Genomic DNA, 23,206 nt, shown 5'->3' on the forward strand with positions numbered 1-23,206 from the left:
CGGCAAGGGCTATCTCCGCCCTGTGGTCGCGGGTGCACGGGTGGTCGAGGAGGGGGACGAGTACGTCTTCTTCGAGCACCAGCCCTGCCCGAAGTTCCGCATCGCCATTCCCCTGCTCCGCCCATGGCTCGCTGCCAGCTACGACAAGCAGCAGGTGGCGAACGCGGCTTGGAAGGAGCGCATTGAGGCGCTCGCCGCCGTGCTGCACCTCGACCACGACCAGGCCTGCACCGACACGTCGCGGCTCTTCTTCCTGCCCCGCCGCCCTGCCGATGGTCCGCCACCCGAGACCGCAGTGCTGGAGGGCGAGCCCTGCGACCTGTTCAGCCTTCCCTCGGCACCGCGTCAGGAGTGCGCCAAACCGGCAGGTAGTGGCGAGGCAAGGTCCCGCAAGCGCCAGGCCTCCCCGGATGGCGGCCTGACCTTCACCGACCAGGAGACCGGCGAGGTCCTTGATCTCCGGGCCTGGGCACGCAAGCACGCCGGGCAGTTCGAGATCGTCGATGCCTTACGGGCGCGCCGTCCCGACGTGTTCACCGGAAAGGTGGCCGAGAGCACCAAGCACCACCTCCGCTGCGTCAACGAGGAGGTCCACACGCAGGCGGGGGTGGATGCCGCCACCTTCGTGGTGAATGCGAGCGAGAGCACCAGCCGCGGCTTCGTCCACCACTGCCGCCATGCGCATTGCGACGGCCGCGACCGCCTGCTGTTCCTGCACCAGATGCTGCAGCAGGGCTGGCTCAGGGTTGCGGACCTGACCGACGCCGCCTTCCTGGCCGAGGACGTGCCAACCCGCCCCCTCATCCGGTTCGTCGGGGGCGAGATCGCGGCGATCGTGGATCAGGCCGAGCACGCCCTCATTGAAGCCGAGCTCGCCGTCTACCAGCGCGGTGCCTTCCTCGTCCGGCCCGGCCTCGTCTCGGTCAGCATCGCCCAAGGTCGAGAGGTCTCGGCTCAGCGGATCATCGAGGTCAGGGAACACGCTCTGGTCGAGGCCATGACTGTGGCAGCGGACTGGGAGAAGTTCGACGCCCGCTCCGAGTGCTGGGTCCGGATCGACGCGCCCATCAAAGTCGCGGCCACCTACCAGCAGCGAATCGGGCACTGGCGGACGCCTATCCTCACTGGGATCGTCAACGCTCCAACACTCCGCGCGGACGGAAGCATTCTCACTCAACCCGGCTACGACGGGGCGACTGGGCTGCTGCTCGACACCCGAGGGGAGGCCTTCCCCCCAATCCCAGAGCAGCCCTCCTACACCGAGGCGGTCCAGGCCATGGCCGTGCTGGACACCCTCGTTGACACCTTCCCCTTCGTGGACAAGCCGAGCCGGGCCGTTGCCCTCTCTGCCATCTTCACCGCCTGCATTCGTCGGTCCCTGCCGACAGCACCGATGCATGCCTTTACGGCGCCGACCGCCGGATCCGGCAAATCCATGCTCGTCGATCTGGCCAGCGTGATCGCCTTCGGGCGGGAGGCTGGGGTCATCGCTCAGGGCAAGACGGAGGAGGAGCTGGAGAAGCGTCTCGGCGCCCTGCTGCTCGCAGGCGACCAGGTAATCGCGATCGACAACTGCGAGGCCCCACTCGGGGGCGAGTTTCTCTGCTCCATGCTGACCCAGACCGTGGTTCGCCCGCGCATTCTAGGCCGGTCAGAGGCGCCGGAGCTGCCGGCCAATGCCATGGTCACGGCAACCGGCAACAATCTCGTCCTTGTTGGTGACATGACCCGCCGGGCCGTGCTCTGCCAACTCGATCCCAAGGAGGAACGGCCAGAGCTCCGCACCTTCGACACGGACCCCATTGCGGCCGTGAAGGCCAACCGCGGCCGCTACCTTATCGCCGCCTTGACGGTGTTGCGGGCCTACCATGTGGCCAAGCGCCCGAACGCGCCGGCCCCACTCGGTTCCTTCGTTGCCTGGAGCAACTGGGTACGCGGCGCCCTGATCTGGGTTGGCCAAGCGGATCCTGTCGAAACGATCGAGGAGGCTCGCGACCTCGATCCGAAACTCGACATGCTGGTCGCGGTGCTGACGCAATGGAGCAAGGTAGTCGAGAACACCGACGTCTCTGTGCGTGACCTGATTGAGGCGGCGACGAAGCAGCGGTCATCCAGTCTGGGCGCGTTCCAGCACGTGAAGCCGGAGTTTCTCTACCCGGATTTCCGGGAGGCACTCCTTGCGGTGGCCGGCGATGGCGGTGCGGTGAACAGCCGCCGCCTCGGCAAGTGGTTGGCGGCTCATCAGAACCGTGTCGTACAGGGCGCCAAGATCGTGCGCCTCGGCCTCAGTGCGGGGATCATGCAGTGGCGGCTTGAGGGTAAGATCAAGGAGGCCACCCATGCTGCGCCATGATGGCTCTGGTGGGTTTGGTGGGTTCCATGGGTTTGCTGCCCTTACCCCGCGACAAGTGTCGGAACAGCTTCATCACCGTGTTTGTGACGCACGTATGTGTTCTGACACTTACTGGTATAGGACCGGGACAAACCCATCACATCCACCAAACCCACCAGAACGCAGCACCTGCGAGGCGCGCGCCCCACCACGTGGGCAACCACCCGATGCTTGCCGATTTGTGTCCAAACTGGAGGTCCCGCTGATGGTATCCCTCACAAGCAACATTTCGCCTGCCGCGTTCCCGCCTTACAACCGCGCCCGCGTCGCTGAGCTGATCCCTTACGCCCGCAACGCCAGGACGCACTCGCCCGCGCAGGTGGCGCAGATCGCCGCCTCCATCCGCGAGTTCGGCTTCACCAACCCCATCCTCGTCGATGGCGAGCGCGGCGTCATTGCCGGCCATGGGCGCCTACTTGCCGCGCGCCAGCTGGGCATGACCGAGGTGCCGACGTTGGAGCTGAGTCATCTCACCCCGGCACAGCGCCGCGCCTACGTTCTCGCCGACAACCGCTTGGCGCTTTCGGCCGGCTGGGACGAGGACCTGCTGCGGGTGGAGCTGGCAGAACTCGGGGCGGAGGGCTTCGACCTGTCGCTCACCGGCTTCAACGAGCTGGAGATCGCGTCCTTCCTGGCTGAGCCCACCTCGGGGCTGACCGACCCTGACACTGTCCCTCTCCCACCCGAGGCGCCTGTATCCACCTTGGGTGATACGTGGCTGCTGGGCCGCCACCGGCTGCTCTGCGGCGACTGCACCCACCCTGCCGTCGTGGAGGCGGTACTCGCCGGCGTGCGGCCCCACCTGATGGTCACGGACCCGCCCTACGGCGTGGACTATGACCCGGCCTGGCGGAACGAAGCCCTGGAGGGCAGCAACACCCAGCGTACGGGCAAGGTCCTCAACGACGACCGTGCTGATTGGACCCAGGCCTGGGCGTTGTTCATGGGCGACGTTGCCTACGTCTGGCACGGCGCCCTGCACGCGGGCACCGTGGCGGACAACCTCACCGACTGCGGGTTCCAGATCCGGGCGCAGATTATCTGGGCGAAAGAGCGCCTGGTGCTCGGCCGCGGGCACTACCATTGGCAGCACGAGCCTTGCTGGTACGTGGTCCGCAACGGGGCGAAGGGCCATTGGGCGGGAGACCGCAAGCAGACCACCGTGTGGCAGATCCCCAGCCGCGACCAGGACACCGACACCGTCCACGGCACCCAGAAGCCGGTCGAGTGCATGCGCCGCCCGATCGAGAACAACTCCTCGCCCGGGCAGGCGGTGTACGAGCCCTTCTCCGGCTCCGGCACCACCCTGATCGCTGCCGAGATGACGGGCCGTGCCTGCCACGCCGTCGAGCTGTCTCCCGCCTACGTCGATGTGGCGGTGCTCCGTTGGCAGGCCTTCACCGGGCTGGAGGCGCGCCTGGAGGCCAATGAGCGGACCTTTGCCGAGGTCAGGACCGAGCGCTGCCCCGCCACCGCCGAGGAGGCCTGACATGGCCAAGGGCGGGCTCTACGTGCCCACCGCCGAGCAGCGCCGAACCGTGCGGGTGATGTCCGGCTTTGGCATCCCCCAAACCGACATCGCTACCCTCCTGGAGATCGACCCAAAAACGCTTCGCCTGCACTTCCGACACGAGCTGGACCGAGGCGCGGCCGAGGCCACGGTCAAGGTCGCCCAGACGCTATTCTCCATGGCGACCTCCGGTCAGAACACGGCCGCCTCGATCTTCTGGATGAAGGCGCGCGCGGGATGGCGCGAGAAGCACGAGGTGGTGCTCTCGGCCAAGCCCACGGGCGAGATGACCGACGCCGAGCTGGAGGAGGAGATCGCCCGCGCCAGGGCGGCCCGCCTGGTGCTCGACCGGGCTGCCCCGAGTGCTGACGAGGACCCCGGCGATGGAGAGTGACCCCGCCTGGGAGCTGGGCCAGCGCCGCGCCATTCGCCGCGAGTTCGGCCTGTGGTGCGAGCACGCGCTCGCTCCGCAGGGCATGCTGCCCGCCGCCCACCATCGCCTGCTCATCCGCGAGCTGCAGGCCGTGGCCGATGGGGTGCACGACCGGCTGATGGTGTTCATGCCCCCGGGCTCGGCCAAGAGCACCTACACCTCCGACCTGTTCCCCGCCTGGTTCCTCGCCCAGGGCCGGGACCGCCGAGTGATTGCCACCTCCAACACTGCCGACCTGGCCGGCACCTTCTCTCGCCGCGTTAGGGGCCGCATTCGCAGCCATGGCCCCACTCTGGGCTACCGCCTGGACCGGGAGGCGGAGGACCTCTGGACCACCAGCAACGGCGGCGAGTACCGGGCGGCCGGCATCGGAGGGGTGATCACCGGCCTGCGCGCCGACCTGGCGCTGATCGACGATCCGGTGAAGTCGCGCGAGGAGGCCGACAGCGAGGCACGGCGGAACCGAGTGTGGGAGTGGTACCAGGACGACCTCCGCACCCGCCTCCGGCCCGGTGCCGCCATCGTGGTGGTGCAGACCAGGTGGCATCAGGACGATCTCTCCGGCCGGCTGCTGGAGGCGCAGGGGGATAGGTGGCGGGTGGTGTCGCTCCCCGCCGAGGCCGAAGAGGGCGATCCCCTCGGTCGGGCACCCGGCGAGATGCTGTGGGCGGACGACACCTACGGCTATGCTGCTTCCCTGGCCCGCGTGAAGGCGGAGGCGAGCACCCGCAGCTGGGCCGCGCTCTACCAGCAGCGGCCGGTGCCGGAGACAGGCGACTACTTCCAGGCGGCCTGGCTGCACCCGGCGGACAGCCTGCCGGACCGTACCACGCTCCGGGTCTACGGCGGCTCGGACTACGCGGTGACCTCGGGCGGGGGTGACTGGACGGTGCATGTGGTGGTCGGCATGGACCCGCAGGGCCGGCTCTGGCTGCTGGATCTCTGGCGCGGGCAGGCGGCGGCGGACGCTTGGATCGAGGCCTTCTGTGACCTCGTGCGCAAGTGGCGGCCGATCGGTTGGGCGGAGGAGACGGGGCAGATCCGCGCAGGTGTGGGGCCCTTCCTTGAGCGGCGTATGCGCGAGCGCAGGGCGTATGTAGCGCGGCACCCCTTCCCCACCCGTGGCGACAAAGGCGTCAGGGCGCAGTCGATCCGAGGAAGGATGGCGCTGGACGGGCTCCATGTTCCGAGGAGCGCATCTTGGCGCCAAAGCTTTGAGGCGGAGCTGCTGAGCTTTCCCGCCGGCAAGCACGACGACCAGGTGGATGCGCTCGGACTGGTGGGGCAGCTGCTCGACCGTATGGTCCGCGGCACCCCCGCCAAGCGCCAGGAGCCTGCACGCCGGGACGGGTACTTACGCATGTTCGATCGCGACTACAACGAGGTGGGCAGATCTTGGAAGACGGTTTGATAATCAAGCAGGGGAACCTACGCACGGATTGCCCCCTCCTCCTGACATGCTCAAAATGGCATACTACCCTCCACACCAAGTGGGAGCTGCCGTAACCCTTCGGTGATGCCATACCGCTTGGGCGCACGCCGTTTCAGGACCGGATGCTCGCACCTTCTCCCACCCCACCCTATGCACGTCACCATGGTGCAGCCTTCTGGCCACTGTGGGCGGCATCGGTGCTCTTGCCCTTGATACTATTTGCAAGCGGAGCGTGGTGGACCTGGCACCAGGTGAAACAGGAAACCCAAACTCACGTCGTCCGAACTGTGGATCTACTGCGAGAGCACGCGCTGCGCGCACTCGAAGCAGGAGATGTCCTACTCACTGCCGTTCAGCAACAAACCGCTTCCATGAGTTGGCATGACCTTGCGTCGAGCCGCGAAACAGCCAGATCTCTGCGCGTTCTAAACGGTGCAGCGCGATGGGTCAGCGCGATCGGCATAGTCGAACCCGCTGGACACATGGTCCAGCTCACCGCCGCTCCTGTTGAATCTCTTCGCATCGACGTGTCCGACCGTGACTACTTTCGTGCCCACCAGGGACTTGGTGGATTGTTGTTAGGAAATTGGGTTGGCGAGACATCAGCCGGTCGTGTGGACGGCACCGGCATTTTCCCGGTAAGTCGTGCTCGTCTTCGGGTGGACGGCACACCAGATGGCGGCGTGCTCCTTGTCGCGTTCCGGACGGTCGACTTCGCGACCTATTACGCCACAGTCGCGGAAGGATCGTCTGACGTTGTGATGCTCCTGCGGGATGATGGGGCCGTTCTGGCGCACCACCCGGCCCTCTATCCGGAATTTGGACAGAAGCTCTCGTCGACCGCACCACCGATGCTAGCACTCCGCCGTGCGTCAGAGACCTCCGTAACCCATCCGCTCGGTGATTCGCTTAATTTGTTCGGGTCAGATGAAGTGCTTTATACCGCGCGCCAGATCCCTGGTCACCCGCTAAGCGTAATGTATGGGCTACATCCAAGTGTGCCGCGCACCGCGTGGCTCCAACGGCTCACATCGATCGGTGCAATTGCCGGTGCTGCGGCACTGCTCTTGCTATGGCTCACTTGGTACGTGCAGCGCCGGGCTTTTGGTGAGCGCGACGCACTTGCGCAAGCTCGACGTGAGGCAGAGCGAAGGGAGCAGGCGGAAGCAGCGATGCGCGAGGGCCAGCGGTTTGAGCTGCTTGGTCAGCTTGCGGCTGGTGTTGCTCACGATTTCCGCAATGTCGTTCAAGCCGTACAGAGCGGCGCACGGTTGATCCAGAATGCAGCCACACGTGACCCGGGGCGGGTACACGCCCTGGCTGAGATGGTTTCCGATGCGGCAGGTCGCGGGACCGAGTTAACCCAAAGGATGCTCGGCTTCGCTCGTGGAGGTGCAGGGATCGCCGCAGGGCATGAGCCGACCACCATGCCAGCCCTTGCCGTGGACACAGCTTGCTCTCTCATCAGAGCGGCACTCGGCCTGAAATACCAAATTCAGTGCAAGGTCGACGCTGGCCTTCCAAAACTCGTACGTGGAAACCGTGCGGAGCTGGAAGCAGCACTTATCAACCTTGCCATCAACGCCCGTGATGCAATGCCTGACGGTGGAAATGTCTCGATAATGGCAGATCCTGAGGATGACCCTACAAGCCTTCCTCCCGGACGCTACGCACGCATCAGCGTAGTCGACACTGGAGCCGGCATGGACCAGTTGGTCCTGGCGCGCGCCACAGACCCGTTCTTTACGACGAAGCCGCGGGGCAAAGGAACAGGCCTCGGACTAGCCACAGCACGCACCTTCGTTGAGGAGATCGGTGGTAGATTGTTCATCACCAGCGCCCCGGGCGAGGGCACAACTGTTACCCTGTGGCTTCCAGCATACGCCGACGGTGCTGAGTAGCAAACTCGACGGAATGAAAACTGCGAGGCTCCTCCCTCACTCACGCCCGTGTCTATGTGGCCTCATGCCATGTTCACCACCCACCAACGACCGTTGATGGGTGGTGAACACCTCTCCAAGGAAGGCCTCTCCTTTGTCAGCGCCACATCGGCCAACGTTCTCCCAAGTTACCAATGCTGCTGAGCGGCCCAAGTGCCCTATCCTGCTGTAGCATCGTTCTCACCTCAGAGAAGTACGATGTCCCGATGACAGACTCCGACGTCTGGGTGCACCGCTGTCTCAGTCAAACCGGGGGGCGTTCAATCGGCTTGAATGCCGGCCTCGTGGACCAGGGTGCTCCATCTTGCCACCTCGCCTCGCAGCATAGCGTCCGAAGCCGCAGCGTTGGGCAGTCCGCGCTCCAGGCCTACGTCGCGTAGGCGTGCCTGAAACGCTTCTGTGCCAAGGATGGCCGCGACCTCCTGGCGCAACCGGTCGAGCGTCGCCGGCGGCGCGCCCGCGCGCGCGGACAGGGCATGCCACACGGTAAACTTAAACCCGGGGACGCCCGCCTCGGCGACGGTGGGCAGGTCCGGGCTTCCGGGCGACCGCCGCTCCCCTGTGGTGGCCAGGGCGCGCAGTCGGCCGGATTGAATCTGTCCCATCACCTCGGACGGCCCGGCGAACATGAAGTCCAGCGTGCCGGCCACCAAGTCCGTCACCGCCGGGCCACCGCCGCGGTAAGGCACATGCTGCGCGCTGATCCCCGTCATCTTCGAGAGAAGGACAACCGTGACGTGGGAGGGTGAGCCGACACCCGGAGAGCCGTAGCTAAGCTCACCCGGCCTGGTGCGTGCGATGTCGAGCAGCCCCTTCAGGTCCCGGATCGGGCTTGCCTGCGGTACCACCAGCACGGAGGAGGAGGTGGCGGGCACCGCGACGGTCGTGAAGTCCCGCAGCGTGTCATAGCCCGGGCTGCGCATGATGACGGGCGTGATCGCATGGGTTCCGATGTGGCCCTCGACCAACGTATAGCCGTCCGCGGGGGCCTGGGCTGCGGCGGCCATGCCGATGGCGCCGTTGGCACCGCCGCGGTTCTCCACCACGACGGGCTGGCCGAACCGCGTCCCAAGCTCTGTTCCGATCAGGCGCGCGATGAGGTCAGAGCTGCCGCCCGGCGCGAAGGGCACGATGATGCGGACCGGCCGGTCCGGCCATTCGGCGCGGGCAGGGACGGCGGCAAGGAGGGTTGGAAGAAGCAGGGCTGTGCGGCGCTGAACCGATCTCATGTCGGCTTCCTTTTCTGGACTTCGGGGCTCAGTCGAGGAGCGGACGGGGCACGATCTTCCTGGCTTCGAGGATAGGGTCACCGGACGGCTGCAGCAGCCCGCACCCGCCGGCGATCGACCACCAGAGATGGTCCGCCCGCTGCACAATGAGGCATTCCAGGCTGCGGATCAGGTGCTCCCCTTCGAAGGAATGCGCGAGGGCAATGTGCGCCAGTTCCTCGGGCAACCCGGCCGCGATGCAGAGATGCGCGCCGTAGACGGGATGGCGCAGGGAGGGCAGGCCCGAGGCGGAGGGATCGCCGGTCCAGCGCGCCCGGTTGGCCGGGTCGAACTCCCAGGGCTTGCCCACATCGTGTGTGAGCCCGCCGGCGATCACCAGATCACGATCTATGCGAGTGGCAGGGTCCATGGCCGCGAACTCGTCGGCGATGGAAAGGGCGATGCGGGTCACGCCTCGCAGGTGCGTGGCCTGGTCACCCCGCCGCAGGGCGAACTGGCCAGGGTTCGACTCTCCGGGGACGTCCGAGACGCGCGCGAAGCTGCTCTCGGACAATGCCAGGCACCAGACCTCCACGCATTTGCGCCGCAGTTCCTCGTTCCCGATCTTTGCCAGTTCGGGCAGGTCCTCCAGGACCTCGGCACGCATGGCATCGGTGATCTCACGCCGTGAGCGGCGGTCGAGGAAGTTCATGGCGCGCCTACTCCAGCACGATGTTGAGGTCACGCGTCACGCTCCCCCACTTGTTGATCTCCGCGTCGATGAAGCGGGCATATTCGGTGGACGAGCCCTGACCGGGAACGTAGCCGCTCGCTGCGAAGCGCTCGCGGATCTGCGTGTCCTGCAGCGCACGAGCTGCGGCGTCGTGCAGGCGTGCCACGATGTCCGGCGGCGAGCTAGCCGGAAGGGAGAGGCCTAGCCATCCGACCGCGGAGAAGCCGAGATAGCCGCTCTCAGCGACGGTGGGCGCCTCCGGATAGAGGGGGCTTCGTGCCTCGCTCGTCACGCCTAGCACGCGCAGGCGGCCGGCGCGCACGTGCGGCAGGGGAATGTCGACGTTGATCATTACGATCGGCACCTGGCCCGCGAGCACGTCAGTGATGGCCGGCGCGGCACCGCGATAGGGGACGTGCAGCATCTCAATCCCCGCCGCGCGCATCAGCATCGCCATGGCGAGATGGCCGGAGGAGCCGCTGCCGGGGCTGGCAAAGGTGAGGTCGCCCGGCTTCTCCTTCGCCATCCGGACTAGGTCCTGCAGGGTGCGGGCGGGGAAGCCCTCGGCGACGACGAGGGCATTCGGCAGGGAGGCGAGCTGGGCGACGTGCGTAAAGGCCGTGCGGGAGTCGTAGGGCATGTTGCGGTACAGCCCGTGATTCATCGCGTTCTGGCCATTGCCGGAAACGAGCACGGTGTAGCCGTCCGGCGCCGCGCGGGCGACCTGCGCCGCCCCGATGCTGCCGTTGGCCCCGGGGCGGTTGTCCACCACAAAAGGCTGGCCAAGCGCCTGGGAAAGGGGCTGGGCCACCATCCGCGTCACCACGTCGTTGCTGCCGCCCGGCGGAAAGGGCACCACGAGGGTCACGGGCCGCTCGGGCCAGGTGGCGGCACGGCCGGCGCGCGGCAGCGCGAGGGCGGGCACGGCCAGGGCCATCGTGCCAAGGGCCGAGCGGCGGGTCAGCTTCTGCATGTTGTCTCCTCCGTCAGGGGGTGGGGCGTTCAGACCGCAAGGCGCCAGGTTTCGCTGGTCCAGGACGCCAGCCGCTCGCCCTGCAGGTCCAGCCCTGTGCCCGGCGCGTCCGGCACGGCCATCGTGCCGTCCGCCTCTAACGGAAGAGCCCCCGCGATCTCCAGCAGCGGGTTGGCGGAGGCGTCGTACTCAATCCAGGGGTACTCGCCCGGTGCGCCGCGGCGCGGGGTGACGAGGGCAGCGGCCTGGAGTGCTGCCCGCATGTTCACCACCGTCCCGAACACGTGCGGCATGACCGGGATGTCGTAGGCAGCGGCGAGCGAGGCGATGCGGAGGAAGCCCGTATAGCCGCCACAGACGGTGAGATCGGGCTGCAGCACGGACATCGCGCCTGCGGCGAGGAAGTCCCGGAACGCCGCGAGGCTTGCCAGCGCCTCGCCGCCCGCGATGGCGACCGGCACCGCGGCGGAGATGGTGGCATAGCCCGCCACGTCTTCGGGCTGGACCGGCTCTTCCATCCAGAGCAAGCCCGCCTCCTCCATGCGGCGCGCCGACTCAATGGCAGCGCGGGCCGTGTAGCCCTGGTTGATGTCCACCATGATGGAAACCTCCGGCCCGACCTGCTTGCGCACCGCCACCGCCATGATCCCGTCCGCCCGGGGCGAGACCCCGGCACGCGGCTTCAGGGCGCGGAAGTTGCGGTGGAGGATGGCGTCGATTTCGGCCGCATAGTGGCCGTAGGGCTCGGCAGCGTCCGTGGTGATGAAGGGCGCGCTGGCATAGGCCGGTAGGCGCGTGCGAAGGGCTCCGCCGAGCGCCTCCGCGACGCTGATGCCGCGATCCCGCGCGGCGAGGTCATGCAGCGCCATGTCCATGGCCGAGATGGCCATCATCCCCGGGCCCCGCCGGTCGTAGCCGAGCGTGCCAAGCATACGGTCGTAGAGACGGCCGTGATGGTGGGGCGAGGCGCCGAGGATGATGGGCGCGAGCCGCGTGCGGACCAAGGCGGCCGCGGCAGCCGGCGAGGCGAAGACCTCACCCCAGCCCCGAGCGCCGGTGTCGGCCACCAGCTCCAAAAGGAGGAAATCTCGCCGGCGGATCATGCGCGAGGCGTTGCCGATGGCGGGTGAGGGCGCGAAGCCCAGCAGGTAGCCGCGGATCTCCACCACCTTCAACGCATCGTTCCTCCGCTCCTGGGCAGGCTCTCAGCGACCCGACCAAGGTAGTTTGTCGCGTCTGGGATGATGTGCGCAAATGCCGAAATGCGCAGAGATCATGTCTGGTGGTTATGACCTTCGAGTTGCGGGAGATGGAGGTCTTCCGCCGCGTGATGGAGCTCGGCAGTGTCACCGCCGCGGCGGCGGCACTGAACATCTCTCAGCCCGCCGTCACGCGCATGCTGCAGAAGGCCGAGGCCCGCCTGGGCTTTGCCCTCTTTGTGCGGGAGCGCCGTCGCCTACGTCCGACCGCGGAGGCCCAAATCTTGTTCCCCGGCACGCTTGGTGCCTTCACCGCAATCGAGCTGGTGCAGCGGATGGCCGAGGAGTTGAAGGAGGGCCGCGCGGGCATTCTCGCCATCGCCGCCATTCCGTCGCTCGCGGCCTCCATCCTGCCGGCTGCCATCCGACGGTTCCGGGAGAAGCGGCCGGAGAGCGCGATAACCCTACAGACGTTTAGTGCCCACGAGATCATCGAGCGCATTGCATCGCATCGCGATGATCTAGGCTTCATCATTGGGCCCGTGGGCCACGAGGCCCTAGCGGTTCAGGACCTACTAAGCACGAGCCTGGCATGCGTCATGCCGCCCGATCATGCCTTAGCGAGCCAGCGCAGCATTGGTCCCGAGGACCTTGCGAACTATCCTCTCATCTGTCCTAGCCGCCACCTAGTCCTGAGCGAGCAGTTGGCCCGCGCATTCGCGGAACGGAATGTCCCGTTCCGCATCGCCGTCGAAGTTTCTCACACCCACGCCGCCTGCGCCCTCGTCCGTGCCGGGGCGGGCATTGCCCTGATGGACGGGTTTGGCCTGATGGGTGCTCGGGCTGAAGACCTGGTCACCTGCCCTTTTCGACCTACCCTCCTTAGCACGGCCCGCATGGTTTCAGCATGCCTGCGCCCAGTATCGCGGCTCGCGCAGGACTTTATCGACGCGCTTGAGATGGACGACGCGACACTCGGCCGCGTTAGACGGGCCGGTCAGACTTGAGCCGCTCGACGACCCGCGTCACCGTGGTGTGGGTCCAAGTGATACCCCCACGTGGCGTCAGCACCCCTTTCTCCGTCAGCGCCCGCGCCATTCCGGCGTTGGTGGCGATCCCTTGCGCCCGGAGAGCCTCCACCTCCAGCGCGAGCCGATGCGCAGTGCGGATTGCCTCCTCCTGCCGCGTCTTGGCCGCTGCCACCGCGCATGGCGGAGCGGACGGCCTCCAGCCCCTGTCACCACCGAGCACCGCTCCACGTGCCCGTGCCGCCACCAGCGCTACCCGCGTGCGCTCCGAGATGAGCTCCCGCTCCTTCTGCGCCATCGCGGCGTAGACCCGCATCATCAGGTCGTCCGCGCCCGGCATGTCAGCGGTCCGAATGGACAATCCCTCCTCCAGCAGGCCCGAGAGCGTGTGGGCACGCCGGGTAATCCGATCGAGCCTCGCCGCGACGAGCACCGCCCCGAGCTGCCGACAGCGGGTGAGCGCTGCCTGGAAGCCTGGCCTGCGGTCGTCCTTGCCTGAGGCGATGTCCTGGTACTCGGCCACCAGCATCCTGCCCTCCCGCTCGACGAACACCCGGACGCTCGCCTGCTGCGCTTCGAGACCAAGGCCAGAGTGCCCCTGCTCGGCTGTGGAAACCCGGTAGAGCGCGACGGCGTAGCGGGGCTGGGCCGACGTGCGACGAAGCACGGCCATCAGCCCTGCTCCCCGGCGGCGATGCGGTAGACGCTGTAGCTGCCCTTTGCGCCCTGGGCTCCCGGCCCGACCTGCCGAACCCGCTCCAGCACCTCGACCGCGTGTCCCCTCTTCTTCAGCCCCGCCAGGAAGCCGCGGACGGTGTGCTGCGCCCACCCGGTCGCCTCCATGACCTGGGCGATGGTGGCCCCCTCAGGGCGGCGCAGGAGGGTCAGGACGGCCTGCTGCTTGGTGCCCTCTCGCGGGCGACGTGGAGCGGAGGGGTCCCGAGGCGGGCGAGCCCCGCCACCGCGGCTCAGGGCTGCCCTGAGCACCTCCATGGCACCCGGCAGGGCCGAGTGCTCCACGCCGGCGTCCCAGGCCACCAGCAGGGTCGTGGCGGCCGCACGGAGCGAGGTGTGGCTCAGTAGCGTGGCAGGATGTTCGATAGGCGCGTCCTGGCCATCCGGTGCGACGACCGAGACCGACTGCCCTTCCCTGCTCTCCAGCGCGTCCGCAGCAACCCCTCTGCCCACCTTCACGGAAACCGGCGCAACGACGGCCCTGAGTCCAGCCGGGGTGATCCGCAGCACCATTGCAGGGCCACCCTCCGGATTAGACACTTCCTCCAGAAACCCGGCCCTCAGCATGCTCTGGAGCACCGCATTTCGAGCAGCGGCTGGCAGGTTCCGAGGCGCCTCGGCGAGCCGTGCCGGGTGCTGGGCAGCGGCGGTGAGGGTAATCGCCTGGGTGGGGGAGAGCGGCTTCGTCATCGTCAGGTCCCTGGGACAGACCCGATCAGCCGGGTCCTACGACCCAGAGCCCCGCCGAGAGCCGGTCAGGGTGCGCGGAAGGGAAGCTAGCAACCCGCGGCTCGACCATTCGCTCTAGTTTGAGAAGCACGCAAGCGCCTCAGTGGCGCGTTTCCACCAGGAGCTCGGCGCGGCCATGCAGGCAGGCCGGCTCCGGCACGACGGCAACCCGGCGCTGGAATGGTGCATCAACAGCGTGGTGGGGCACCTCGACGCTCGCGGCAACGTCTAACCGCGCAAGGCACGCCCAGAGCAGAAGATTGACGCGGTTGTAGCCGTCATCATGGCGCTTAGACGCCCTATTAGCGGCGAGGTGGCAGTATCGACATGCACGCCTTCTTGGGCGATCCGCTGTTCCTGTGAACCCCAGCATCGCGGCAGCCTGTTCGTCACCAACCATGGACCATTGATCGTGGGCACAGGGAGCGCACCGGGCAGCCTTCTACACCTCACCAAGGCAACCTCCAGTCCTGCCCTGGTGCAGTCCATCCTGCACAAGACATGACGAGGGCGTCACGCGGAACGTGCGGCAGGAACCTGAGCTTGCACTTTGAGCCTTTCAAATATTAGCTCATGCAGAGGCCCAACACAGAGGCCTGGAAGAGGAAACCCATGACCGGATTTGATCCTTTGCCTTCGCGCGGGCCGGACAGACTGCCACCTCGCGAGCGCCACCGCCTGCACGTTCGACACGCGGTACTCGGTGTAGCCATGGCCCTGACGGCGGCCTCAGGCATTTCTCAGGCGGAAGCCCAGACATCATCTGTGCAGACCTGCGAGCTTGGCGACCTGCGCCTTGAGAGCGGCGCAGTGATCCCGAACGCCCGGATGACCTACATCACGCATGGCACCCTAAACGCTGAGCGTAGCAACGCCATCCTCTCGATTCATGGCTTGCGAGGCAACCGCGACGCGCAAAGCTTCCTGGCAGGGCCCGGTCGCGCGCTCGACACAACGAAGTACTTCGTCATCCAGCCGGACACGCTCGGCGTCGCCTCCGTCGATCCAAATGCTACCACCTCTCCGACCCGGTCGGGGATGAACATGAGCTTCCCGCGTTTCACGATCCGCGACATGGTGCAGGCTGAGTACCGCCTGATCACGGAGTGCCTGACCATTCGGCACCTCGTCGCTGTGACCGGAATTTCGATGGGCGGGAACGGTGCGCTGCAGTGGGCGGTGAGCTACCCCGACTTCATGGACGCTGTGATACCGGTCGTTCCAATGGCTCGCGCCAGCTCGCAAACGGCCTTCATCTGGGAGCTTGCGCGCCAAGCCATTATGTTGGACCCGAAGTGGCGCGACGGAGACTATCCTGCTGACGACCCGCCGCGTCGCGGCACCGGGGTCGGCATCAATATCCAGAACGCCTTCGGTTTCTCTCCTGAGTCTCTTTCCGAAATGTATGGCGACCGTGCCGCGGTGGACCGCTTCGTCGCAACAAGCTCCGAACAGCTCGGCAACACAACGCAGGCACGTGATTGGGTGTACCGCACCTGGGCGATTGTGGACCATGACATCTCGGCGGCGCCACCCTTCAACGGCGACTTGCGTGCCGCGGCACGCTCCATCAAGGCGCGTCTGCTCCTGATCCCGAACTGCTTTGACCAGTTGCACACGCCCGGTGCAGGCGGCGTGATGGAGCTTGCGGCCAACGCGCCGAACGCCAAGATCGTGGACATCGACGATATTCTTGGCCACAGCGGTAACTCCTCGCCCCGCGGCGTGACAGTCATCACGGCGGAGGTGCAGAGCCTGCTGCAGCGCATTGCCGATGGGCGCCAGGGCTTTGGTGGCCCGAGCTTTCCACGGCACTGGACCCGAGCGGACCGCTGCCCAGGTTAAGTTCCTTGAACTTGTCCTTCTCCGGCGAGTAGCAGTCGCAGCCTGGAGCAAAATCTCCAGGCTGCATAAGCTGTGATGCCCCCGCTCTCGGCCAGAGCCATGTGCGCGTTTATGCGTTCGCTCTTGTCATCACTCTCGGGTCCGCCGTGTGCGTCCACGCTCCGAGGCTGGTCAGCGCCGGCGTGCGGCACACGTGTAGTGCCCCAACCAGCGCCGACTGGCCCAGCACGCCTTTAGCCATGAGGCGCTCCACCTGCAGGGCGAGGCGGTGCGCTCCATGTGCCGCCGCATCCCGCCGCGTTAGGGCGGCCGCAGCCGCATCCAGCCCGGAGCCGGCGATACCCCCTGGCCTCGCCCAGCACTGCCCCCCCTCGCCCATGCCGCGGCCAGCGCTGCCCGTGTACGCTCCGAGATCAACTCCCGCTCCTTTTGGGCCATTGCAACTCGCGACTGACCATTCGCTCTGAATTGCAAAGCAAGCAAGCGCCTCAGTAGCGCGCTTCTATCAGGAGCTTCAGCTAAGTCAGGCGGGCTGCAGCGAGCCCTGGCCCGGCACTGCAGCAGGGCACCGGCAGCAAACGGCCGGAGGCACTCCGGCCGCTACTGGCAAGGCTAACGCCCCGGCGAACGAAACAGCTCAATGTCAATGCTGTTCGACATGGCGGTGTACCCTGCCGGGCTCGGGTGCAAGTGATCGCCGGAATCGTACTCAGGGCGCATCCGCGTCGGCCGGGTCGGGTCCTGCGTAGCCGCGGCGAAGTCGAAAACGGCGTCGTAGGCCCCGCTGCTCCGGATCCACTCATTGAGCGCCTGGCGCTTCGCTTCTCCCTCAGGAGTCCAGTACGCCGCTCCTTCGAACGCGGTGAGGGTCGCGCCATAAACGCGCAAGCCGCGTGCGTGGGCGCGATCAATGAGTTGACGATGCCCGGCAATGAGTTCTGCAACGCTCGGATTGGGCTTGGCTCCACCGTTACCGATGTCATTAATGCCCAGCATGATCGTCACATGCGTCGTGCCAGCCTGAGCAAGTACGTCGCGGTCGAAGCGCGCTAGACCGTTCGGGCCGACCCCGTCCTCAAGCACGCGGCCGCCGCCTATGCCGCCATTGATAACGCTCATGCGAATGCCCGCAGCCGTGAGGCGAGCGTCAAGAAGGTTTAGCCAGCGCCGGTTCTGGTCGAGACCGGACTGGGTGCCGTCAGTGATAGAGTCGCCGAACGCCACCAGCACCCCGGTGGGCTGTCTCGTTACGACCTCGACCCGGCTTAGGAAAAACGAGGAGGCAGAGGGCAGCCCGTCGCTGCGGCGGTAAGCCGTGGTCGTCGCGACCGGCAATGAGACCGCACCTACGTGATTGCCTTGAGCCGACACGTAGTTGGTCTGCCAAGAGGCGGGGTGGTACGTCACCGACGACCTAGATGCCGCGGTGTTATCCGGCAGGTAGACGTCGACAACGACGTCGGCGGAGTCCGGCACCTCCATATCGACGGGGTCGCTCACCATCAGGGCGCCAGGCGGGATAGCCGGCTGCGCGAGCCCACCGAAGGTAAGGACGCGGTTGGTGCCGGCCACGATGGACGCGCCCTTGTCGCGGAGCGCGACCTGAGCGGCGCCAATGCGCAGCGGCACGGTTCCAAATGTGTTCGTCAGGACGACCCTGACGCGAGTTCCACCCGTGGAAAGACGGGCAATCTGTCGAAGGGTCTGGTTATTGAAATGAAGACGGGAGCCGCCGGCTACCTCAAGCTGCTGGCTCGGCACGGACTCACGCACAGCCTCAGGGACATCGTTCGCCCACGGAAAGGCTAACGCAGTGGGGCCCAATGTCTGTGCAGTTTGGTCAACACGGGCTACGTCCGGCGCAGCCCATGTTGGGATCCACCGCTCGGGGGCAGATTGGGCATACGCAGTCAGTGACATAGCGACCGAGAGCACCGCAGACGCGAAAAGATGACGGAACGTCGGCATTCGACCTCCTCCCCCAACCCGGATGGATCATCTGGTCGCGCGAATGCCACTCTGCGGCATTCACTCCGTGCCCATCCCGTTGGCTAAATCATCCGCAGATCGGCGGATGGCTGGCAAGGGGTAAGGTCTCTGCTCAGCTTTGAGCTACCCACTCATTGGGGGATGCAAGGTGAAGCTCGGGGCACAACGCCGCCATGCTCGATACCCTGCTCTCCGCGGGCGATGCGGTAGATGCTGTAGCTACCCTTCGTACCGTGGAGCCCCCGGCCCGACCTGTCGCACCCGCTCCAGCACCTCGACCGTGCGCTCCTTCTGCAGCACGGTGAGGAAGCCGCGGACCGTGTGCTGGGCCTAGCCAGTGGCTTCGATCACTTGGGTGATGGTGGCACCTTCTGGGCGGCGCAGGAGGATCAGGACGGCTTGCTGCTTGGTGCCCTCCCGCAGGCAGCGTGAGGCGGAGGGGGCCCGAGGCGGGCGAGCCCCGCCACCGCGGCACAGAGCGGCCCTGAGCGCCTCCACGGCACCCGGCAGGGCCGAGCGCTCCATGCCGGCGTCCCAGGCCACCAGCAGGGTCGCGGCGGCCGCACGGAGCGAGGTGTGGCTCAGTCGCGCGGCAGGAGGGTCGATAGGCGCCTCCTAGTCCGCCGGTGCGGCGACGGAGACCGACTGCCCTTCCCTGCCCTCCTGCACGTCCGCAGCAACCCCTCTGCTCACCTTCACGGTAGCCGGCGCAACGACCGCCCTGAGTCCAGCCGGTGTGATCCGCTGCACCATTGCAGGGTCACCCTCCGGATCAGGCACCTCCTCCAGTAGCCCTGCTTTGAGCATGCTCTGGAGAACTGCATTTCGGGCGGCGGCTGGTAGGTTCGCAGGCGCCTCGGCAAGTAGGTCCGGGTGCTGGGTAGCGGCGCTCAGAATCTGCGCTTGGGTGGGGGAGAGCGGCTTCGTCATCGTCAGGTCTCTTCGCGGACCCGACCAGCCGGGTCCTACGACCCGGAGCCCTGCCGAGAGCCGGTCAGGGTGGCGCGGGAGGGAAGTGCCGCCGCGTTGCCGTGCTTCGCTCTGTCCGGCGGCAAAGCCAAGCGCCAGCAGAATGATAGGCAGGGTGCCCAGGTCAGTATGAGAAAGCCTCTCGCGTTGGGGGGTGCTGCAGTAAAAACGTTGGCCATCTTGATCGGCACCCCGCCCGCACCATCAGCTTCCCAGTTACGACCGCTCGTACCATCGCACCAGCGTGTCTTAGAGCAGAACGCCAGTCTGACCGCTCGCGACGGGCGCGCCGTTGGCGATTGGCGCCGGCCTGACTTTGGCCACGAACCTGAGTGGTGAGCACGGGACCATCCTCCACGCAGTCGGGTGCGCCGCGCTTCTCGCATCCACAACGATGCTTGACAGCTCAGATCGAACTCACTCAACGTGGATATATTGCAAATATGTTGGGGGTGGCGGTGGAGTATAAACCCGGAATCTACCTGTACACTCCTCCGGAGACCGATGCCGCCCCGAGCGTCTTCGACGTTCCGCGAAGCGGACGGGAGTACCCGCTGGGCTTTCACAGCACGGCCCCGTTCAACGATGTCCACTTCCTCGTTTCCCAATATGTGGAAGAGATATGGGCTGGGGCTCCTCATTCGGGCAGCGGCTTGCTCTACGCCACCTTCGTCAACAACTGGATTGACGCCAACCGTGGCGAGCGTGACATCGACCCCTCGCTCATGCTGGAGCCCTGGCCTGAGCCGCTGGATCCGACGGACAAGTCGAACCGCCTGGGCATGGGACTGATCCACAGCAAGGCCCGCGGCCATGCCCTCTACCCGGACAAGCTCTCGGTCGCAGAGGTGAAGCACCGGATCGAGCACTACTGGCGCCCCTACCACACGCGCCTTGCAGAGCTGATCGAGGAACGCCGGCAGAAGTTCGGCATTGCCTTCCATCTGAGCTGCCACTGCATGGGCACGATCGGCCCGGTCACGGCCCATGACCACGGCATGCGTCGCAAGGATTTCTGCCTCAGCGACCGCGACGGCACCACCAGTTCCCGCGAGTTCATGGAGGCGATTGCCGAGGCGATGCGCAAGCGGGGCTATAGCGTCACCTTCAACGATCCCTTCAAGGGCGCCGAATCGATCCGGCTGCATGGCAACCCTGAGGCCGGCGTGCACAGCGTTCAGATCGAGGTGATCAAGGAACTCTTCATGGATGAGGAGAGCTTCCAGAAGAAGCCGGACTTCGACAAGGTCCAGGGGGACCTCGGCGGCGTGGCGGCCGATATCGCGGCTTATGCGCGGAGCCAGGCGCGCTGATGGACAAGGCAGGCCTCCTCGCCCGGATCGAGGCCGACCGCGACGTCATCATCGGTTTTCTGGCCGATTTTGTCCGCGCGCCGTCGCCGAACCCACCGGGTGACACGCGGGAAGCGACAGCCGTCGTCACCCGGTTCCTCACGGATCGAGGCCTGCCGCACCGCGTCGTCGCCGCCCAGGACCACTTGCCTAATGTCGTCGGCTCTTTCGACGGCGGTTCGCCCGGCAGCCACCTAGTCCTGAACGGGCATATCGACGTCTTCCCCGCCGGGGATGGCTGGACGCGAGATCCATGGTGCGCGGCAATTGAGGGCAAGCGTCTCTGGGGGCGGGGTACCGCCGACATGAAGGCGGGGACGGCGGCATCCATCATGGCCTATGCCTACCTCTACCCGCATCGGGACAGGCTCCGCGGCCGTCTCACCCTTACCGCCGTCTCGGACGAGGAAACCGGTGGGAAGTACGGGGCGAAGTTCCTGCTAGAGGAGCACGCGGCGGAGTGCCTCGGCGATGCCGTTCTGAACGGCGAACCTGGCGGCCTGCGGACGGTGCGCTTCGGCGAGAAGGGCACGCTTCGGCTTACCTTCACCACGCGCACGACCGGCGGCTTCGGCGCGGCGACCCATCGCAGCGCCAATGCGGTGAAGCTCGCCGCACGGCTAATCGGGGAGTTGGAGGAGCTCACCACCTTTCCCGTGTCCCTGCCTGCACCGCTCACGGCCATTCTGAGCGAGCCCGGCACGATGGGGGCGCTCGACAGCGTCATGGGCCCCGGCACGATGGAGATGATCGGCAAGGTTAGCGTCAACGTGGGCGTCATCCGCGGTGGCGCGAAAGTAAACATGATCCCCGGCCTGTGTGAGACGCAGGTGGACATCCGCCTGCCGCCGGGGATGGACAAGGCGCCCGTCATGGCGCGCATCTACGAGATCCTGGAGCACCACCCGGAAACGGTGGTGGAGGAACAGGTGGCCGCCAGTAATCCGGCGAGCTGGTCAGATCCCGCGCACCCGCTGGTCGGATTGGTGCAAGCCAATGTCCGCTCCCTCGGGCATGAAACGCCTCTGCCGGCCTGCAGCCTCGGCGGTTCGGACTGCAAGTTCTGGCGCTACCGCGGCATTCCCGCCTTCTACTACGGGGTCTCCCCGGATCGGCTCGCCGGCCCGGATGAGGGTGTCGACCTGGACGAATTCTTGCACGTCGTGAAAGTCCATGCCGCCACGGCCTGGGATTACCTCGGCGGTTCCTGACCCCAACACCCAAGAGGAGTTCGCGATGCGGCGACGCAGCCTTCTGGCCTCCGGCCTCGTGCTCGGTTCCCCTGCCCTGCCCCGACCGGCCTCCGCCCAATCGGCCGGCGTGCTGCGCGCCACGCTGAACGCGAACCTGAACAATCTTGACCCCGCCCGCGCCGGGATCGCAGAGGACTATGTCTACTCCAATCTCGTCTTCAACGGCCTGACACGGATCGATGAGGATCGGAACCTTCACCCCGACCTCGCGGAATCCTGGGAATCATCGCCTGACCTGAAGAGTTGGACCTTCCGTCTGCGCCGCGGCGTGAAGTTCCACCACGGACGGGCGATGACGAGCTCGGACGTGCTGGCGACCTACAAGCGCATCCTCGACCCCTCCACGGGGTCCCCAGGCCGCAGCCAGATCCTGATGGTCACGGGTGTTGAGGCGCCTGACGATCACACTGTGCGCTTCGACCTCTCCATCCCCTATGGTGACTTCCCGTCGCTGCTGATGGAGCGCCAGCTCAAGATCATCCCTGCGGACCGGCTGGACAAGCTCTCCACCGAACCCTCTGGTACCGGTCCCTTCCGTTTCGTCTCCTTCCAACCAGGCGACCGCCTAACCTTGGAGCGGAACCCGGACTATTTCGAGCCGGGCGTGCCGAAGCTTGCCGGCGTGACCTTCCGGATCATCCCGGAGGATGCGGCGAAGGTCGCGGCGCTGAAGGCCGGCGACATCGATATGATCTGGAACGTTCCGCTTGAGGCTGTGGAGGGTCTGGAGCGCGAGCAAGGCATCAAGGTGGACGAGGCGACCACCGGGACTTGGGACGGACTGGTGCTAAGCAACGTCCAGAAGCCATTCGACGACGCCCGTGTCCGCCGCGCCGTGCTGCTGGCGTTGGACAAAGCCGCGCTCGTCCGTTTCGCGGTCTTCGGACGCGGGGCGCCGACCCACACGCCTATCCCGCCTGGCAGCCCCTTCTTCAACAGCGATATCGGCTTCCGACCGAACGTCGCGGAAGCGAAGCGGCTCCTGGCCGAGGCTGGGTATCCGAACGGCTTCTCCGTCCCCCTGATCGTCCCAGTGGGTCGCCCGACCCGTGAGCGGATGGGCCTAGCCGTGCAGCAGATGCTGCGTCCTCTGGGCATCCAAGTCGAGCTACGGCGCCTGCCCTACAATCGCTTCAACGCCGAGGTGACGGGCAAGGCAGTGTTCTACGCTGATGGCTACTTCGCCCGCCCGACTGCCGACACGGCCACCTATCCCTGGTTTCACAGCACAGGCACTTGGAACGGTACGATGTGGCACTACAAGAACGAGGAGGTTGACCGGCTGCTGGATGCCGCTCGGGCTGCCCGCACGTCGGAGGAGCAGGCCACGCTCTACAAGCGCTTCCAGCAGGTAGTGACAGAGGATCCGCCGGGCATCATTGCCTACATGTTGAACTTCGCCACGGCCTACAGAACGCGGCTGAAGGGCTACCGCACACACCCTTACGCTTGGTTGGACCTGCGTAATGCGACGCTGGAGGGCTGA

The 23,206-nt window shown here is 66.4% G+C and carries 19 protein-coding genes; 11 read left to right on the forward strand and 8 right to left on the reverse strand.

Features of this window, described 5'->3' with window-relative positions:
- Positions 1–22 precede the first annotated feature (22 nt).
- From ACFFIC_RS14925 to ACFFIC_RS14945, 5 genes are all read left to right on the forward strand, one after another.
- Positions 23–2,353: a hypothetical protein gene (locus ACFFIC_RS14925; protein ID WP_377051678.1), complete on the forward strand. Its 2,331-nt coding sequence runs from the start codon at positions 23–25 to the stop codon at positions 2,351–2,353.
- A 244-nt stretch (positions 2,354–2,597) separates the two neighbouring features.
- Positions 2,598–3,881: a site-specific DNA-methyltransferase gene (locus ACFFIC_RS14930; RefSeq protein WP_377051680.1), complete on the forward strand. Its 1,284-nt coding sequence runs from the start codon at positions 2,598–2,600 to the stop codon at positions 3,879–3,881.
- A gap of 1 nt (position 3,882) precedes the next feature.
- Entirely contained in the window at positions 3,883–4,296 is a 414-nt protein-coding gene (locus tag ACFFIC_RS14935; RefSeq protein ID WP_377051682.1) for a hypothetical protein, read from the forward strand.
- Entirely contained in the window at positions 4,286–5,746 is a 1,461-nt protein-coding gene (gene terL, locus ACFFIC_RS14940) for a phage terminase large subunit (RefSeq protein WP_377051684.1), read from the forward strand. The genes ACFFIC_RS14935 and terL overlap by 11 nt, the downstream gene beginning before the upstream one ends.
- Positions 5,747–6,018: 272 nt before the next feature.
- The gene (locus tag ACFFIC_RS14945) at positions 6,019–7,668 is read left to right on the forward strand and encodes an ATP-binding protein (RefSeq protein WP_377051686.1); all 1,650 of its coding nucleotides are present in this window, start codon (positions 6,019–6,021) and stop codon (positions 7,666–7,668) included.
- 299 nt (positions 7,669–7,967) lie between these two features.
- Here the strand turns inward: ACFFIC_RS14945 and ACFFIC_RS14950 are convergent, their stop codons facing one another.
- Genes ACFFIC_RS14950 through ACFFIC_RS14965 form a run of 4 tightly spaced genes read right to left on the reverse strand, consistent with a single transcriptional unit; the run spans position 7,968 to position 11,790 of the window.
- Positions 7,968–8,936: a Bug family tripartite tricarboxylate transporter substrate binding protein gene (locus ACFFIC_RS14950; protein WP_377051688.1), complete on the reverse strand. Its 969-nt coding sequence runs from the start codon at positions 8,934–8,936 to the stop codon at positions 7,968–7,970.
- 28 nt (positions 8,937–8,964) lie between these two features.
- Positions 8,965–9,627 (reverse strand): HD domain-containing protein, encoded by a 663-nt coding sequence (locus ACFFIC_RS14955; RefSeq protein WP_377051690.1) that lies wholly within the window; start codon positions 9,625–9,627, stop codon positions 8,965–8,967.
- Positions 9,628–9,634: 7 nt separating this feature from the next.
- On the reverse strand, positions 9,635–10,621 hold the full coding sequence (locus tag ACFFIC_RS14960; RefSeq protein ID WP_377051692.1) for a Bug family tripartite tricarboxylate transporter substrate binding protein: 987 nt from the start codon (positions 10,619–10,621) through the stop codon (positions 9,635–9,637).
- Between the two features lie 29 nt (positions 10,622–10,650).
- Positions 10,651–11,790 (reverse strand): mandelate racemase/muconate lactonizing enzyme family protein, encoded by a 1,140-nt coding sequence (locus tag ACFFIC_RS14965; RefSeq protein WP_377051803.1) that lies wholly within the window; start codon positions 11,788–11,790, stop codon positions 10,651–10,653.
- 119 nt (positions 11,791–11,909) lie between these two features.
- Between ACFFIC_RS14965 and ACFFIC_RS14970 the strand changes: the two genes are divergently transcribed.
- The gene (locus tag ACFFIC_RS14970) at positions 11,910–12,827 is read left to right on the forward strand and encodes a LysR family transcriptional regulator (RefSeq protein WP_377051694.1); all 918 of its coding nucleotides are present in this window, start codon (positions 11,910–11,912) and stop codon (positions 12,825–12,827) included.
- On the opposite strand, the gene ACFFIC_RS14975 is transcribed toward ACFFIC_RS14970, so the two are convergent.
- Together ACFFIC_RS14975 and ACFFIC_RS14980 are read right to left on the reverse strand one after the other, a co-directional pair.
- Positions 12,805–13,521 carry a recombinase family protein gene (locus ACFFIC_RS14975; protein ID WP_377051696.1) on the reverse strand — a complete coding sequence of 239 codons (717 nt, stop codon included), beginning with the start codon at positions 13,519–13,521 and terminating at the stop codon, positions 12,805–12,807. The two genes, ACFFIC_RS14970 and ACFFIC_RS14975, sit on opposite strands and share 23 nt — an antisense overlap.
- Complete coding sequence (locus tag ACFFIC_RS14980; protein WP_377051698.1) at positions 13,521–14,273, reverse strand: DUF3489 domain-containing protein; 753 nt, start codon at positions 14,271–14,273, stop codon at positions 13,521–13,523. Before ACFFIC_RS14980 ends, ACFFIC_RS14975 begins: the two co-directional genes overlap by 1 nt.
- A 142-nt stretch (positions 14,274–14,415) precedes the next feature.
- Here ACFFIC_RS14980 and ACFFIC_RS14985 point away from each other — a divergent pair, with 142 nt between their 5' ends.
- A complete protein-coding gene (locus ACFFIC_RS14985) occupies positions 14,416–14,544 on the forward strand; it encodes a hypothetical protein (protein ID WP_377051700.1) in 129 nt (42 codons plus the stop codon).
- A 479-nt stretch (positions 14,545–15,023) separates the two neighbouring features.
- The gene (locus ACFFIC_RS14990) at positions 15,024–16,157 is read left to right on the forward strand and encodes an alpha/beta fold hydrolase (protein ID WP_377051702.1); all 1,134 of its coding nucleotides are present in this window, start codon (positions 15,024–15,026) and stop codon (positions 16,155–16,157) included.
- A gap of 612 nt (positions 16,158–16,769) precedes the next feature.
- Here ACFFIC_RS14990 and ACFFIC_RS14995 read toward each other — a convergent pair.
- Both ACFFIC_RS14995 and ACFFIC_RS15000 read right to left on the reverse strand, forming a co-directional pair.
- The gene (locus ACFFIC_RS14995) at positions 16,770–17,918 is read right to left on the reverse strand and encodes an SGNH/GDSL hydrolase family protein (protein ID WP_377051704.1); all 1,149 of its coding nucleotides are present in this window, start codon (positions 17,916–17,918) and stop codon (positions 16,770–16,772) included.
- Positions 17,919–18,476: 558 nt separating this feature from the next.
- The gene (locus tag ACFFIC_RS15000; protein WP_377051706.1) at positions 18,477–18,671 is read right to left on the reverse strand and encodes a DUF3489 domain-containing protein; all 195 of its coding nucleotides are present in this window, start codon (positions 18,669–18,671) and stop codon (positions 18,477–18,479) included.
- A gap of 887 nt (positions 18,672–19,558) precedes the next feature.
- On the opposite strand from ACFFIC_RS15000, the gene ACFFIC_RS15005 reads away from it, so the two are divergent.
- Genes ACFFIC_RS15005 through ACFFIC_RS15015 form a run of 3 tightly spaced genes read left to right on the forward strand, consistent with a single transcriptional unit; the run spans position 19,559 to position 23,206 of the window.
- Positions 19,559–20,428, forward strand: a complete 870-nt coding sequence (locus ACFFIC_RS15005) for an N-formylglutamate amidohydrolase (protein ID WP_377051708.1) — start codon at positions 19,559–19,561, stop codon at positions 20,426–20,428.
- On the forward strand, positions 20,428–21,678 hold the full coding sequence (locus ACFFIC_RS15010) for a M20/M25/M40 family metallo-hydrolase (protein WP_377051710.1): 1,251 nt from the start codon (positions 20,428–20,430) through the stop codon (positions 21,676–21,678). Before ACFFIC_RS15005 ends, ACFFIC_RS15010 begins: the two co-directional genes overlap by 1 nt.
- 25 nt (positions 21,679–21,703) lie before the next feature.
- Positions 21,704–23,206 carry an ABC transporter substrate-binding protein gene (locus tag ACFFIC_RS15015; RefSeq protein ID WP_377051712.1) on the forward strand — a complete coding sequence of 501 codons (1,503 nt, stop codon included), beginning with the start codon at positions 21,704–21,706 and terminating at the stop codon, positions 23,204–23,206.

Source organism: Muricoccus vinaceus (genome assembly GCF_042433125.1).
Taxonomy (GTDB): Bacteria; Pseudomonadota; Alphaproteobacteria; order Acetobacterales; family Acetobacteraceae; genus Roseomonas; species Roseomonas vinacea.